Here is a 14,832-nt window from a genome sequence, read left to right on the forward strand (position 1 = left end):
CATGAGCGATTCCTCCTTCTCCTTCCCGCACCGCACGCCGGTCTTCACGGCCCTGATCGTGATTCTCTGCTTCGCGGCCTTTGGCTGGTTGGCCAAGCGCATCTACGTTCCCCATGCCGCCGACGTGCAGGCAGTCGAGGGCGTCCTCACTCCCGCCGAGCGCAAGGTCCGCCTCGCCGAGCTCCGCACCAAGGAGCAGTCCGCCGCCACGACTTACGGTTGGGTCGACCAGCCGAAGGGTGTTGTCCGCCTCCCGATTGACCGCGCGATCGAGCTCACCGTCCGCGACCACGCGAAGAAGTAATCTCTGCCGATGAATTCCAACGTTTCCCTCGCCCGGGCTGAGCAGGCGGAGATCGACTCCTCCGCCAAGTGGCCCGTGCTCGTCTTCTTCGGTTCCGCGCTGCTCTGGCTCCTCCTCGGGGGCGCCCTCCAGCTCGCCGCCAACATCCAGCTGCACACGCCCACGTTCCTCGCGGACTGCGTGTGGTTCACCCACGGCCGTCTCGCGCCCGCGGCGCAGAACGCGCTCGTCTACGGCTGGGGTTTCAATGCCGCCTTCGCCTTCGGCCTCTGGCTGATGGCGCGCCTCTCGGCCACGACGCTCCGTCACGGCGGCTGGCTCTTTGTCGCCGCCAAGTTCTGGAACGTCGGGGTCACCCTCGGTATCGGCGGCATCCTCGGCGGCTACTCCAGCTCCTTCGAGTTGCTCGAGATGCCCCGCTACGTCACCCTGCTGCTGCTCGGCGCCTACGCCCTGATCGGCGTCTGGGGCGTCACGACCTTCAGCATCCGCAACACGGAGAACACCTACGCCTCGCAGTGGTACCTCTTCGGCGCGGCCTTCTGGTTCCCCTGGATCTACAGCGTCGCCCAGGTGATGCTCTTCACCGCCCCCGTGCGCGGCGTGCTGCAGCCGGTGGTGAACGCGTGGTACGTCCACGGTCTCTACAGCCTTTGGTTCCTGCCCGTGGCCATCGCCGCCATCTACTACCTCCTGCCCAAGCTCCTCGGTCGCGCGGTCAGCAACTACTACCTCGCCCCGCTCGCCTTCTGGTGGTTCGTGGTTGCTTCCGCCTTCGCGGGCGGCGCCCGCCTCGTCGGCGCGCCGGTGCCGGTCTGGATCCCGACCCTCGGCACCGTGGCCAACATGGCCCTCGTCCTGCCGGCCGTCATCTTCGTCCTGAATTTCTTCGGTTCCCTCTCCGGCCGCACCCGCACGCTGGGCGGCAGCCTGATCCTCCGCTTCGTGCTGCTGGCCGTCGTCGGCCTCCTGCTCAACACGGTGGTCAACTTGCTGCTCTCGCTCCACGGCTTCGCCGCGGTGGCACAGTTCACCCTCTTCGGCGTCCTCCGCGACTGGTCGGCGCTCTACGCCACCTTCACCGTGGCGATGTTCGCCGCCGCCTATTTCTTCCTGCCCCGCCTGACTGGCAAGGACTGGCGGTCGTCCGCCCTGCTCCAGGCTCACTTCGGCGCCACGGTCCTCGGTGTGCTCATCATGGCCATCGGTCTGGCGGCCGGCGGCTGGCAGCAGGGCAGCCTGCTGCTTGACCCGGCGATCGCGTTTGGCGACGTCAGCCGGGCGATGACCAGCTGGCACACCACGGTCACGGTCGCCTCGGGCGTCCTGCTCGTCGGCCACCTGGCCTTCCTCATCAATTTCGTCTGGATCGCCTGCCCGATCAACTCGTCGGGCACGGCCAACGTCACCATCCCGGCCGCACCGGCTCTGAGCCTCGCGTCCAAGGAGGGCCACGCATGAAAAACGGTCTCGTCCTCTTCCTCGGCGTCTTCGCCACGCTCGCCCTGTCCTGGGCCGGGTTGTTGCTCGCCGCCCACAAGCAGATCGGCTCGCTCCCACAGTACAAGGACCCGATCGAGCAGACTCTTTTTCCCGCCCCGCTCACCGGCATCGCCGACCAGGGCCGCGCGGTCTATCAGGATCTTGGCTGCGTGAGCTGCCATACCCAGCAGGTCCGCTACGACGGCTTCGGTTCCGACCTGAAGCGCGGTTGGGGCGAACGCGGCAGCTTCGCCCGTGAGTACATCCGGGAGAAGACCGTGCTGATCGGCTCGAGCCGCCTCGGGCCTGACCTGCGCAACGTGGGCAACCGCCCGTATGCCAGCGCCGAGTATTTCCACGGCCTGCTCTACGCCCCCGAGTCCGTCGCCCCCGGTGGCAACAAGCCGGCGCACGCCTTCCTGTACGAGACCCGCGCGCTGGATGGCAACCAGGCGTCCTACAAGGCGCTGAAGCTCTCCAGCAAGTTCGCCCCGGGCGAGGGGCTGGAGGTCGTGCCGACCTACCGCGCCGAGGCGCTGGTCGCCTATTTGATGAGCTTGAAGGACACCTACAGTTATCCCGCCGAGTCCGGCCTGAACGCTCCCGCTCCCGCCAAGGAGGGCAGCCACTAAGATGAGCTCGACCCCTGACAATCCGTTCAACTTCGAGGCGTCCGCCGCCAGCGACGAGAGCATCCGCGACGCCCACGCCAAGCTGCAGAGCCAGAAGCCGGACAAGCCCGGTGGCTATTCCGCGCTGCCGCTCGTGCTGCTCGGCCTGATGTGCGCCATCGTTTTCTTCGGCTCCATCTACATGGTGCATTATTCGATCCGCTTTGACCCGCTCGTGGTCAACAGCCACGCGAACCGCGCCAAGCCCGGCAATACGGGCCCGGTGCAGCTGACCCGCGCCCAACTGGGCAAGTCCATTTACCTGGCCAACTGCGCCACCTGTCACCAGCCGAACGGCATGGGTGTCCCGGGTGCCTTCCCCCCGCTGGCTGGCTCGGAGTGGGTCATGGGTAGCGAGGAGCGTATCATCCGCATCGTCATCCACGGCCTGCAGGGTCCGATCACGGTCAAGGGCAATGAATACAACAACGTCATGGCTCCTCTCGGCGCCGTGCTGAAGGACGAGCAGATCGCCAACGTGCTCTCCTACGTCCGTCAGGAATGGGGCAACACCGCCCCCGACGTCGAGCCGGCGACCGTCACGAAGGTTCGCGCCGACACGGCCACCCACACGGGTTACTGGACCGCCCCCGACCTGCTGAAGATCGGTAACTGAGAACAGTCGCACCCCTCAATCACGAAGGCCGGGCTTGTGCCCGGCCTTTTGCTTGGTGGTTTAAGAACCACGGCCAGGTTGCTTGTGGTTCGATTATTTCAATGCCCTCCGCCTGCTTGGCTGGGAGAGCAAGGTGTAGGGGTGCCGCTAGCGGCGACCTCGCTCATGGAGGTCCGCGCAATCACCGACCCTACCTAAGTCGATATCGCGAATGCAGGAGATGCCCCCTTACTGCCCCAGGCCCTTCAGCATGTCGCCCATGTTGGGCATCTGGAATTTCTGCCAGCCGGCGGGCGCCTGGAAGAGGGAGGCGGGCAGGGTGCCGGGCTCGATCTTCGTGGCCTCCATCTTGAAAGTCTCGCGGCTCTTGGCATCCCGGGAAATGACGCGCAGGGGGAAACCGGGCTTGCCCTTGAACTTGGCTTCCCAGCCGGCCGCCGCGGCCTTCTTTTTGCCGCCAAACATGCCGCCCATCGCGCCGCCCCCGCCACTGTTGCCCAAGCCCATGAAGGAACCGAGGCCCTCGGCGACCCAGATCTCGGTGGTCACGTTGCGGTCCTTGGTCACGTATTCATCACACTTGTAGCCGAGGATGGTATCCGTGCGGCCGGTCTTCTCGATGCTCGGATCCTTGGCCAGGGCCTCGTCGACGGCCGCCTCCACCTTGTCCTTGATCGGCATGATCATGTACATCTGCTGCTCGGGCATGAGCATGAGCATTTCCATTTTCTCCAGGTCCATGATGGTGGCGAAGGTCTGGTCCTCCGCCGTCATGTCGATGCGCATGGCCGAGCCCTTGATGGAGTAATCCAGCACCTGTTTCTGGCCCTTGCCCATTTCCATCGCGAGGGTGACCTTGCCTTCGAAACTGGCCGCATGGACGAGGGAGGCGGTGAGCAACGTGACTACCGCGAAAAGACGGAGGAGGTGATTCATGGCGCACAGACTGGGGACTGACGTGCCGGGACTCAAGCCGGCACGGGGCAAATTTCCGTGAAAGAGGCGGGCATTAATACGTAGGCGGCCGTCGGGCCAAAGTGTAGGGGGGGCTCGGTCTGAAGCGCGTTGCCAAGTATGCCCGCCCGCACAAACCTCGCTCCATGCCTTCCGAATTCCGCCTCACCCGCACGGTCGAGTTTTGCGAGACCGACATGGCCGGGATCATGCACTTCTCGAATTTCTTCCGCTGGATGGAGGCGTGCGAGGCCGGGTTCTACCGCTCGCTGAACCTGCCGCTCATTTCGTTCGTGCCGGGCAGCGTCGTGGGCTGGCCCCGGGTCAGCGCGTCCTGTACCTACAAGGCTCCGCTGCGCTTCAACGACACGGCGGAGGTGCGGCTGCTCATCAAGGAGGTTCGGACGCGGGCCGTGATCTTCGTGTTTCAATTCCGGCTGCTCGACGCGGCCGGCGGGGTTCTGCCGGCGGTGCTGGCCGAGGGTGAGATCGCCGCGGTGTGCGTGACCGCCGGGGCCGGGGGCAAGATGGTGGCGCAGCCGATCCCGGCCGAGGTGCGGGCCCGGCTCGAGGTCGCGCCCGCGTCGGCCTACGCGGGTTGAGGCCGGGCTGAGGGGTCCGGCCGGCTCAGCGGGCCAGGGCTTCCAGCCGCTCGATCAGTTGGAGGCACGCGCGGCTGTTGTGGTAGGGGCATTTCCAGACGCTCAATTTGGCGCTGGGGATCCGCTGGCCGAGTCGTGTGGTGATCTCGAGGATCGGCGTGCCGTCGCGCCGCAGGGTGTTGTGCCAGTCGCCGTGCTCCCGGTCCACCATCCGCTCCTGGATAAAGGTCCAACTCCGCCGGGCCTGGGCATAAAACCGCGCGTCGCCCGAAATCTGATAGGCATTGAGGAAACCGACGGCCGCCTCGGCCTGCTCCCACCATTCCTTGTTGGTGTTGGTGGGTCCGTGTGGGTCGCCCTCGTTGTAGACGCCACCGTCGGTGTCCAAGCCCCGCGCGAGGGTGGCCTCGGCCATGGCCACCGCGGCACGGCGCGCCCGGTCAAGGAGGGCAGGATCTCCGGCCACCTCCGCGGCCTCGACCAGCAGCCAGCTCAGCTCGATGTCGTGGCCGTAGGAGATCTCGTCCCCGACGGGCGTCCAATCATCCCGCATGAAGAGCACGAGGTGGCTCGTGCGGGGATCGATGATGCGGGTCAGAACCAGCTCGATGAGCTCACGGTGCCGGGCGCGCAGACCGGCGTCAGGCCAAACCCGGAGCAAGTTGGTGAAGCCCTCGAGAATGTGGATGTGGGAATTTTGGGACTTCTCCGCCGGCCCGAGGAGGTTCGTGCGCTGGCGGACCCATTGGCGGTCAAGGGCGTCGAAATAACCGCCGTGGACCGGGTCGCGGGTGTGCTGCTCGATCAGCCGGTAGAGGGCGATCGCCTGGTCGAGGGCCGCCGTTTCGCCGGTGGCCCGGTAATATTCCGTGAGCCCGTAGATGGCGAAAACCTGCACATAAACCTGCTTGTGGGTCTCCAGGGGCCGGCCGTCGGGCCCGACGGACCAGAAGACGCCGCCGTGCTCCCGATCGAGGAAATGCGTGGTGAGGTCGCGCCAGGCGCGTTGGGCCAAGGCCAGGTAAGCCGGATCCGGGTGCTGCTGGTGCGCCGCCGAGAAGGTCCAGAGCAACCGGCAGGTCAGGAGCGCCCCGCGGGGCTGGTCGTTGTCCACCTCGAGGTTGACGCTGACAAATGCGTTGAAGCCCTCGCCGGACGGGTGGGGTGCATGCTTGAGCCAAAAGGGCAGGATGTTGGCGCGCAGTTCCCGTTCCGCGTCCTCCGCCAGGGCGCGCAGCTCGGATGCTGGCACGGCGGTGGGCGGGGTGGCATGGACCGATACCGCGGGCCACAAGGCCAAGGTCAGGAGGAGGCGCGGCCAGGTTTTCATGAAGGTTGGCTCGCCGACTAGACCGAGTAAGGCGGCTTGGTTTCGCCGCGGGCGGTAAGGGCGAAGATTTTCACGGCGTTGCTTTTGCCCTTCACCGTCACCTCGCCGAGCTCGCGGGCCACGGGGCGCGGGTGGATCGCGCCGAGGGTGGCCTCGCTGACGATGATCGGCGTCGCGTAGGCGGGATCCTTGGTGAGGCTCTCGAGGCGCGAGGCGAGATTCACGCCATCACCGATGACCGTGTAGTTCAGCCGGCTGGAGGAGCCCATGTTGCCGGCCACCACGCGCGCGGTGTTGATGCCGATGCCAAAGGCGAGGGCGGGCCGGCCCTCGGCGCGGAGTTCGGCATTGAGGACCTCGAGGGCGCGGGCCATGTCGCGCGCGGCGGCTACGGCGCGGGCCGGGCCGTCGGCGAGAGCGACCGGTGCGCCAAAGAGGGCCATGATCGCGTCGCCGATGTATTTGTCGATCACGCCCCCGTGCTGCTCGATGATCGCGCTCATGCGGTCGAGGTAGCGGTTGAGCAGGGTTAGCACCTCGGTGGGTGGCATTTTCTCGCTGAGGCTGGTGAAGTCGCGCAGGTCGGAGAACAGGATCGTGACCTCGCGTTCCTCACCGCCGAGCTTGAGGTCGGAGTGCAGCAGTTGCGTGGCGATCTCGGGCGAAACGACCTTGCCGAGCAGGTTGCGCACGCGGTCACGCTCGGCCAGGCCGGCGGTCATCTGGTTGAAGGCGGTGGCGAGCTGGCCGAGTTCGTCCTCCCGGTCGAGCGCGATGCGGGCGGTGTAGTCCCCGGCCGCCACCCGGCGGGTGTGCCCGGCCAGCGCCTGCACGGGCTGGCTGACGCCGCGGGCGACGGCCAGGGCGATGAGAGACGCGGCGATCAGGGCGGTGAGCAGGATGAGCAGCATGGTCTGCTCGAGGCGGCGGGCGGGGGCCAGTTCCGCCTCGAGGGAACGCTGCAGGGTGATGCGCGCCGGCGCCTCGGCCAGCAGCGCCAGCGGGGCGTACAGGGTTACGTACTGCTCGCCGCCCAGGTCGGTGAGCATAACCGCGCCGTCGTCCTTCAATTCCAGGGGGGCCTGGTCGGCCACCTGCTGGGCGAGGGGGGCGGTAAGGGTGGAGGCCAGCACGCGCTTGCGGTCCTCGCTCAGGCCGCTCGTGAAGGTGACCTCGGTCTGCGTCGTGGCCTTCAGGTCGCGGGCGAAGGAGTCATCGATGGGGAACGCGATGCCGAACCAGCCGATGACGTTGGGCTCGGGCGCGTAGAGCGGCACGACGATGAGCACGTTCAGCTTGCCCTCGAGGTAGCCGAAATCGCTGTTCTGCTCCCAGCCGTTTTCCTCGGCGCCGCGGATCAGGTAGCGAAACGGACCGCAGGATTCGTCCGTGAGATGGTCGTTCGTGGTGGCCAGCATGACCCCGTCGACGTCGAAGGTGGCGAAGACCGGGGCGTTGAGCCGGGCGGCGTAGCTCTCCAAGGTGGTGCGGAGCGTCTTGAGATCCAGCTCCGGCTGCAGGTAGAGCGTCCGGATGGGCCAGTCGCGGCTCACGACCTTCGCGCCCTCGGCGAAGAAACGTTTGCGGAAGTCGATCGAGGCCCAGAACACCTTCACGTCGCCGGCGAGCCGGTCCTCGATGTGGGCGATGGCGTTGGCGCGATTGGCGCGCGCCACCAGGAGGTAGGTGCTCAGCAGCGCGGCGGCGAGCAGGCCCAGCACCAGCAGGAGCAGGCGCGTGCTGAAACGACGGAAGGAAAAAAACCGGGCGGCCACGACGGGTCAGTAGCCACCGGATTTGCCGGCGCCGCCGCGGCGGATGCGGCGATCGGGCTTGAGGGTGAGGCTGAAGGGGTGGACCGACGGCGTGTCGTCAGCCAGGGTGATTTCCTCGGTCACGGGCTTGGCCAGCCGCGGGTGCCAAATTTCCAGCCGGTAGCGGCCGGCCGGGGCCGTGAGCGTGGCGCGACCGGCGGGGTCGGATTTCGTGAACCAGGGGGTGGGCACGACCACGAGGTAGGCGATCATCCAGTCGTGGATGTTGCACCCGAGGGTCACGAGGCCCGTGGATTCAAAGACGAGGGACTCCTGGCCGCCAGGGTTGTACAGGGGCAGTTCGAATTTCTTGGACTTGGAGAGCGAGTAGACGTGGTGCTGCACCGTGTCGCGATTCGGGAAGGCCACCCGGGTGCCGGCCTGGACGATGGTGATGAAGCCGTGGAATTCCTGGCCTTCCTGCTCGATCTCGGCCTGGACGGTGACGGGGGCCGGCGGGGCCGGTTGGTCGAGGGGGATGAGGGCGACGGTGGCCTCAATCAGGGGATCGCCGCCCTTGGCGTTGGTCAGGGTCGTGCTGAATTCCGCGGCGGGCAGCGTGGCGGCCAAGCAGGCTAACAGGACAAGACGGGCGGCGGAGTTCATCGGGTCGGGGAGGGAGGACGATCCGCATCATGCAGGTTTGCCCCGGGGAGCGAAGCGAAGAATCACGCTCAGAACCGATGCGTCAGGCCGAGGCTCCAGGAGTCGGTCGGGTAGGCGACGCCGACGCGGTTAACCACATAGGCGGCGGATTTGCGGAGCTCGAGCGCCGTCTGGTCCGACCAGGCGTAGCTGAGCGCGACGGACCAGAGGTCGACGTCGGCTTCGACATTGTAGGAGACCCAACCCGGGCCGTAGAGATCGGTCACCATCCACGGCCGGGAGGTGTAGTAGTCAAAGATTACCGGGCCAAAGCCCCCGGCGAGCATGGTGCCCCAGATGGACCACGCGGCGTTGGCCACGATGTCGCCGCTCAGGCGCCCGGCGCTGCCGGCGAGGGACCAGCGGTCGTCGATGTCCCAGCGGGCGTCAAAGGCGTAGGTATGCTGGTTGAGATCGAAGGTGGCGCGGCGGGCCGCGTGTTCGAGCCAGTTGGCGCTGGCGGCGAGGCGGAGCTGAGGCAGCACCCGCTTGGCCAGTTCGAGGCCGGCCTCGGTCGTCCAGCCCTTGTCGCCGTCAAAGCGGGCCATCCGGTAGGTGGCGCCGGCGTTGACCGAGAGCACCGGGGCTTGTGGTCCGAGGCCGAACTTGTGTTGCAGCGCGAGGCGGCCGCCGAGGCGCTGGTGGTCCGTACGGTCGAAATCCGGCACGAGCAGGGCGCCGGCCTCGCCGGTGGCGACCAGGAGGAGGCTGGGGGCCAGCTGGCGGGCGTGGGTGCTGGTGAGGTTCAACTCGAACGTGGTCGCATCCTTGCTGGTCGGCTGATGCGAGGTACGGCTGATATTGTTGACCGCCGCCACCGTGCCGGTGGCGCTGAGGTGCAGGTTCTCTACCCAAGGGGCGGTGCCGGACTGGCCGAGCGCGCGGGGCAGGATCAGGGCGGCGAGGAGCAGGGTGAGTCCGGAACGTTTCATAGCAAGGGGTGGAGAGTCCGCCAGACGGTCTCGGCGACGATCCGATGGCCTTCGGGGGTGGGGTGGATGCCGTCGGGTAGGTTCAGGCTGGGCACCCCGCCAACGCCTTCAAGCAGGAAGGGGATGAGCACGGCGCCGCCGGTGCGGGCGGCGTCCGGATAAATGGCGGCAAATTGCGCGGTGTATTCGGGCCCCATGTTGGTGGGCATCTGCATGCCGGCGAGGACGACGGTGGCGTCGGGGTAACGTTGGCGGACCCGTTGGATCATGGTCTCCAAATTGGCTCGGGTGGTAGCCGGGGCGATGCCGCGGAGACCGTCGTTGCCGCCCAACTCGATCACAAAACAGTGGACCGGCTGCCGCAGGATCCAATCCAGTCGGCGCAGGCCGCCGGCGGAGGTCTCGCCGCTCAGCCCCGCGTTCACCACCCGCCAGGGCCGGCCCGCCTCGTCCAGTTTCTTCTGCACGAGGGCCGGGTAGGCCTCATCCGGGTCCACGCCGTAGCCGGCCGTGAGGCTGTCGCCGAAGAAGACCAGGGTCTTGGTCTCGGCCGCGCCCAGCCCAACGGCGAGACCGAGGGCCAGGGCGAGGGCGCGCCACGTTTGGTTTTTGCGCTTTGGGGTAAGTTCGCTCTTGTTCGGGCCCATGTTTCTCACCCCGCAATGAGTGTTCAAACCATCCTGAATGTCCAGCGTCTCACCAAAACCTACGCCACGGCGGCCGGGCCGCTGACCGTGCTGCAGGAGGTCTCATTTGCGATCCCAGCGGGCGGCACCTGCGCCATCGTCGGACCCTCGGGCAGCGGCAAGACGACCCTGCTGGGCCTGTGCGCCGGCCTCGACCAGCCGTCCACCGGCATTGTGGAACTCGACGGCCGCGAGATCGGGGGGATGTCCGAGGACCAGCGGGCGCTGGTGCGCAACGACTGCGTGGGTTTCGTTTTCCAGAATTTCCAGCTCATCCCCACGCTCACGGCCCTGGAGAACGTGCTCGTGCCGCTCGAGCTGCGCGGCGGCCGCGTGCCGGATTCCGCCGGGGCCGAGCTCCTCGCCCGGGTGGGGCTGGGCGACCGGTGTGACCACTATCCCGTCCAGCTCTCCGGCGGCGAGCAGCAGCGCGTGGCCCTGGCCCGGGCCTTCATCAACCGGCCGCGCATCCTCTTCTGCGACGAGCCGACCGGAAACCTCGACGGCGACACCGCCCACGCCATGGCCGACCTGATCTTCGGCCTGAACCGCGAGCGCGGCACCACGCTGGTGCTGGTGACCCACGACCTCGAACTGGCCCGGCGCACGCAACGCGTCATCCGCCTGCGATCGGGCGCGGTGATCTCGGACGAGATGATCAGCCACGGATGACCAGGATGAGCCCAGCCACCTTTGCCTTTGCCTGCTTCCGCCATCCTGAGCGAAGCCATGTATCGAGGTCGTGGGCGGCCAGCTTGCTGGCGCCGCGAGGGCGGCAATCGGTTCATGGCGCGAGCAAGCTCGCCGCCCACCGGGTGATCTTCCCGGGCTTCTTGCTCTCATGAACTTCATCCTCAAAATGGCCTGGCGGGATACCCGCGCGTCGCGGCGGCGGTTGCTGTTGTTTTCCCTGGCGATCGTGCTGGGCGTGGCCGCGCTGGTGGCGGTCGGCTCCGTGCGTGACAACCTGCGGCAGGCGATCGAGGAGCAGACCAAATCCCTGCTGGGGGCCGATCTCACGGTCAATGCCCGCAGTGAATTTCCCGCGGAGGTCGCGGCGTATTTCGGCACGCTCGGCGAGGAACGCGCCACCGAGATTTCCTTCAACTCCATGCTGATCCTGCCCACCGCGGGCGGGCCGACCCGCCTGGTGCAGGTGCGGGCCATCGAGGGTAATTTTCCGTTCTACGGGGACTTCGACACCGCCCCCGCCGGCGCCCGCGAGTTGCTGCGCGGGGGCATGCATGCCGTCCTCGAGGAGAGCCTCTTGATCCAGTTTGGCCTGCAACCGGGGGACAAGGTGCGGCTGGGCTCCGCGGAATACACCGTGGCCGGCGGCCTCCGCGCCATCCCCGGCGAGGCCATGGCGGTCGCGACCATGGCGCCGCGCGTCTTCGTGCCGCTCTCCACCGTGGGTGGCACGGGCCTGCTCCAGCCGGGCAGCCTTTCGCGGCACCGGATGTATTTCAAATTTGCGCCCACCTTTGACGTGAACGCGCTGGAGCGCGACCTGCGCGAGCGGTTCAAGGAACAGCGTTATGGCTACGACACGGTCGAGGAGCGCAAACGTGAGCTCGGCCAGTCGATCAACAACGTGAATTCATTCCTCAGCCTGGTTGGTTTCGCGTCGCTGTTCCTCGGCGCCATCGGTGTGGCCAGCGCGATCCAGGCGCACATCCGGCAGAAGATTCCCACTGTCGCGATGCTGCGCTGCCTCGGGGCCTCGGCGCGCACCAGCTTCGCCATCTACCTGGTGCAGGGCATCGGCCTGGGCCTCATCGGCGCCACGTTCGGCGCCGCGCTGGGCCTGGCCATCCAGCTGGCCCTGCCGGTGCTGCTGCGGGACTTCCTGCCGTTCTCGCTCGAGTTGGCGGTTTCCTGGACGGCGATCGGCCAGGGGCTGGCGGCCGGTTTGGTGGTAAGCGTGGTCTTCGCGCTGCTCCCGCTGATGGAGGTGCGCCGCGTGTCGCCCCTGCTCACATTGCGCTCGGCCTTCGTGCCGTCCGCCGGGCGTGATTGGTGGCAGCTCGCGCTGCTGGTCGTGATCGCGGCCCTCGTCTTCGGCTTTGCCTACTGGCAGACCGGGCGGCTGCGTTGGGCCGCGGGTTTCTCCGGCGCCCTGCTCATCAGTTTCGGGGTCCTCGCCGGCCTGGCCCAGGCGGTGTCCTGGCTGGCGCGGCGTTTCACGCCCCGCGGCCTGCCCTTTGCGTGGCGCCAAGGGGTGGCCAACCTCCACCGGCCTAACAACCGCACCCTGCTGCTCCTGGTCTCGCTGGGGCTCGGCACCTTCCTGATGATGACCCTGTACCTGTCCCGGGACACGCTGCTCGGGCAGTTGCGCGTGGTCGGGGGCGGGGACCGGCCGAACCTGATGTTCTTCGACATCCAGGACGACCAGGTCGAGTCGCTCAAAAAGATCCTGCAGGCGCAGGGTGCCCCCGTGAAGGATCATGCGCCCATCATCACCATGCGCATCGCCTCGGTGAAAGGCCAGGCGGTCGCTGATCTGCTCAAGGCCGGCGATTCCCGCGTGCCGGGTTGGACCCTCCGTCGTGAATACCGCTCCACTTTCCGCGGAGCGCTGACCAACAGCGAAAAGCTCACGGCGGGTACGTTTACCGGGCGGGTGGGGGAGGGCACCGAGGTCGTGCCGGTTTCCATCGAGGAAAAACTGGCGGGCGACCTTAAGGTGACGCTCGGCGACGAGATCGTCTTCGACGTGCAGGGCGTGCCGGTCCGGGCCCGGGTCGACAGCCTGCGGCAGGTCGACTGGCGGCGCATGCAGCCGAACTTCTTCCTCGTCTTCCCCGAGGGCGCGCTCGAGGCGGCACCCAAGTTTCACATCATGGCCCTGCGTGTCGCCGATGCCGCGCAGTCCGCGCGGGTGCAGCAGGCCGTGGTCCGCGAGCACCCCAATGTCTCGGCCATCGACCTGGCCCTCATCATCCAGACGATCGACGGGGTGTATACCAAGGCCTCCTTCGTCGTCGAGTTCCTCGCGTTCTTCACCGTGGTCACCGGCGGTATCGTGCTGGCGGGAGCCGTCCTGATCGGCCGTTCGCAGCGGGTGCGCGAGAGCGTGCTCCTGCGCACGCTCGGTGCCACCAAGGCCCAGGTGAACCGGATCATGTTCGCGGAATACCTCGCCCTCGGCACGCTCGGCGCCGCGGTCGGCGCGATGCTGGCGGTCGGCGCGAACTGGGCGATGGCCTACCAGGTCTTCCAGGTCAAATGGACCGCGCCTTCGCCGGTGGTGCTGATCGCTGGCTGGGCGGCGGTGAGCCTGCTGACGGTGACGACCGGCCTGCTGTCCAACCGGGGCATCTGCGATCATCCGCCCCTGGCGGTGCTGCGGGAGGAGACCTAACCGGCCCGCGGTTGGGAAGTGGCAAGTAACCGGAGGGTGGAGGCGTGTTTCGCCCGGCCTTTCCTCTTGTCACTTGTTCCTTGGTCCGTGTGACTTGGCGGCCCATGGCCGCGCCTCGCCACCTCACCTTTCATTACACCCTGCGCAACCGCGAGGGCCGCGTGCTGGACACCTCTCGGGGGAGCGCGCCGCTCGCCTGCGTGGAAGGCGCCGGCCAGATCATCGAGGGGCTGGAGGAACCTTTGCTGGGCATGACCGCCGGGGAGATCCGCCTCGTGGTCGTGCCACCGGAGCGGGGCTATGGCCGGCGCGAGGAGGCGATGATCCAGAAAGTGCCGCGGGCCCGGCTGCCGGTGGACGAAATCCGGGTGGGGGATCAGTTCCAGACCGGTCCGGATCGCTCGGACCCGGTCGTGACCGTGGTCGCCTTGGAAGGGGACGAGGTGCTGCTTGATGCCAACCACCCGTTGGCCGGAGAGGAACTCCATTTTGACGTCGAACTCGTCGCCTCGCGGCCGGCCACGCCGGCGGAGGTGCAGGCGGCCGGGTCGGTGGCCCGCGACTGAGCCTTGGTGGGCTCACCCAAATGGGTAGGGGCGCATTTATTCGCGTGATTCACCGCCGCCTTCCGGCCTAGGCTTGGTCAACCCATGAAAGTACTCGGCATTGATATCGGTGGCTCCGCCTTCAAGGGCGCCCCCGTGGACACGAAGACCGGCCGCCTGCTGGCCGAGCGGCACCGCGTGGAGATCAAGTCACCCTGCTCCCTGCGCGCCGGCGTGGCCGCGGCACGGGAGATCGCCCGTCACTTCCAATGGAAGGGCCCCGTCGGGATTGGTTTCCCGGGCGTCATCCAAGACGGACGGATCGGTGCAGTGGGCAACCTGGGAGACGTCTGGGTGGGGCAGAGTGGTGCCACCTTGTTTCGGCGCGCCACGGGCTGTCCGGTCCGGTTGGTCAACGACGCGGACGCCGCCGGCTTGGCGGAGATGCGGTTCGGCGCCGGGCGCGGCCGGAAGGGCACGGTGATCCTGCTGACGTTTGGGACCGGCATCGGTTCGGCGCTCTTTTATGACGGCCAACTGGTGCCGAATGCCGAGCTCGGCCACATTCCCTGGCGCGGGAAGCCCTTTGAACGGTATGCCGCCGCTTCCGTCCGCAAGCGGGCCCGGCTCGACTGGCCGGAGTGGGCCCAGCGCGTGAATGTCTATTTCGCCACCGTCGAGCGGCTGTTTTCCCCTCAGCTCATCATAATCGGGGGTGGGGTGAGCAAGAAATCGGACAAATTCCTCAAATTTATCCGCGCCCACGCCCGGGTGGTGCCGGCCCGGCATCAGAACGACGCGGGCATCGTCGGGGCGGCGATGACTTGGGAGCAGTAAAGGCTGTGGACGGATGCGGCCCTCCGGTGCCATTCATCCGCCCCGGG

At 67.3% G+C, this 14,832-nt stretch carries 15 protein-coding genes; 9 read left to right on the plus strand and 6 right to left on the minus strand.

The features are described 5' to 3' along the window. Position 1: 1 nt before the first annotated feature. From Verru16B_RS10335 to Verru16B_RS10350, 4 genes are read left to right on the plus strand one after another with little or no spacing between them, the layout of a single operon-like run. Positions 2-304, plus strand: coding sequence for a hypothetical protein (locus tag Verru16B_RS10335; protein ID WP_069962211.1), 303 nt, complete (start codon positions 2-4; stop codon positions 302-304). Between the two features lie 9 nt (positions 305-313). After that, positions 314-1,765 carry a cbb3-type cytochrome c oxidase subunit I gene (locus Verru16B_RS10340; RefSeq protein WP_069962212.1) on the plus strand — a complete coding sequence of 484 codons (1,452 nt, stop codon included), beginning with the start codon at positions 314-316 and terminating at the stop codon, positions 1,763-1,765. Then, entirely contained in the window at positions 1,762-2,418 is a 657-nt protein-coding gene (locus tag Verru16B_RS10345; RefSeq protein WP_069962213.1) for a cbb3-type cytochrome c oxidase subunit II, read from the plus strand. Before Verru16B_RS10340 ends, Verru16B_RS10345 begins: the two co-directional genes overlap by 4 nt. 1 nt (position 2,419) lies before the next feature. After that, positions 2,420-3,073 (plus strand): c-type cytochrome, encoded by a 654-nt coding sequence (locus Verru16B_RS10350; protein WP_069962214.1) that lies wholly within the window; start codon positions 2,420-2,422, stop codon positions 3,071-3,073. Between the two features lie 228 nt (positions 3,074-3,301). On the opposite strand, the gene Verru16B_RS10355 is transcribed toward Verru16B_RS10350, so the two are convergent. Continuing rightward, positions 3,302-4,009, minus strand: coding sequence for a DUF4412 domain-containing protein (locus tag Verru16B_RS10355; protein ID WP_083270268.1), 708 nt, complete (start codon positions 4,007-4,009; stop codon positions 3,302-3,304). Positions 4,010-4,173: 164 nt separating this feature from the next. Here Verru16B_RS10355 and Verru16B_RS10360 point away from each other — a divergent pair, with 164 nt between their 5' ends. Further along, on the plus strand, positions 4,174-4,629 hold the full coding sequence (locus tag Verru16B_RS10360) for an acyl-CoA thioesterase (RefSeq protein ID WP_069962216.1): 456 nt from the start codon (positions 4,174-4,176) through the stop codon (positions 4,627-4,629). Between the two features lie 25 nt (positions 4,630-4,654). Here the strand turns inward: Verru16B_RS10360 and Verru16B_RS10365 are convergent, their stop codons facing one another. The 5 genes from Verru16B_RS10365 to Verru16B_RS10385 all read right to left on the minus strand — a co-directional run bounded on the left by Verru16B_RS10365 (position 4,655) and on the right by Verru16B_RS10385 (position 9,997). Next, on the minus strand, positions 4,655-5,959 hold the full coding sequence (locus Verru16B_RS10365; protein ID WP_083270269.1) for an AGE family epimerase/isomerase: 1,305 nt from the start codon (positions 5,957-5,959) through the stop codon (positions 4,655-4,657). Positions 5,960-5,976: 17 nt separating this feature from the next. Then, positions 5,977-7,734 carry an adenylate/guanylate cyclase domain-containing protein gene (locus Verru16B_RS10370; RefSeq protein ID WP_069962217.1) on the minus strand — a complete coding sequence of 586 codons (1,758 nt, stop codon included), beginning with the start codon at positions 7,732-7,734 and terminating at the stop codon, positions 5,977-5,979. Between the two features lie 6 nt (positions 7,735-7,740). Further along, positions 7,741-8,379, minus strand: coding sequence for a cupredoxin domain-containing protein (locus Verru16B_RS10375; protein ID WP_069962218.1), 639 nt, complete (start codon positions 8,377-8,379; stop codon positions 7,741-7,743). 68 nt (positions 8,380-8,447) lie between these two features. Then, complete coding sequence (locus Verru16B_RS18125) at positions 8,448-9,350, minus strand: hypothetical protein (protein WP_069962219.1); 903 nt, start codon at positions 9,348-9,350, stop codon at positions 8,448-8,450. After that, a complete protein-coding gene (locus tag Verru16B_RS10385) occupies positions 9,347-9,997 on the minus strand; it encodes an arylesterase (protein WP_069962220.1) in 651 nt (216 codons plus the stop codon). The genes Verru16B_RS18125 and Verru16B_RS10385 overlap by 4 nt, the downstream gene beginning before the upstream one ends. Positions 9,998-10,012: 15 nt before the next feature. On the opposite strand from Verru16B_RS10385, the gene Verru16B_RS10390 reads away from it, so the two are divergent. The 4 genes from Verru16B_RS10390 (at position 10,013) to ppgK (ending at position 14,785) form a co-directional block, all read left to right on the plus strand. After that, positions 10,013-10,708 carry an ABC transporter ATP-binding protein gene (locus Verru16B_RS10390; RefSeq protein WP_069962221.1) on the plus strand — a complete coding sequence of 232 codons (696 nt, stop codon included), beginning with the start codon at positions 10,013-10,015 and terminating at the stop codon, positions 10,706-10,708. Between the two features lie 169 nt (positions 10,709-10,877). Further along, positions 10,878-13,403 carry an ABC transporter permease gene (locus tag Verru16B_RS10395; RefSeq protein ID WP_069962222.1) on the plus strand — a complete coding sequence of 842 codons (2,526 nt, stop codon included), beginning with the start codon at positions 10,878-10,880 and terminating at the stop codon, positions 13,401-13,403. 104 nt (positions 13,404-13,507) lie between these two features. Beyond that, positions 13,508-13,969, plus strand: coding sequence for an FKBP-type peptidyl-prolyl cis-trans isomerase (locus tag Verru16B_RS10400; RefSeq protein WP_069962223.1), 462 nt, complete (start codon positions 13,508-13,510; stop codon positions 13,967-13,969). A gap of 84 nt (positions 13,970-14,053) precedes the next feature. Continuing rightward, positions 14,054-14,785, plus strand: a complete 732-nt coding sequence (gene ppgK / locus Verru16B_RS10405; RefSeq protein ID WP_069962224.1) for a polyphosphate--glucose phosphotransferase — start codon at positions 14,054-14,056, stop codon at positions 14,783-14,785. Positions 14,786-14,832 lie beyond the last annotated feature (47 nt).

Origin of the sequence: Lacunisphaera limnophila (genome assembly GCF_001746835.1) — a bacterium.
Taxonomy (GTDB): Bacteria; Verrucomicrobiota; Verrucomicrobiia; order Opitutales; family Opitutaceae; genus Lacunisphaera; species Lacunisphaera limnophila.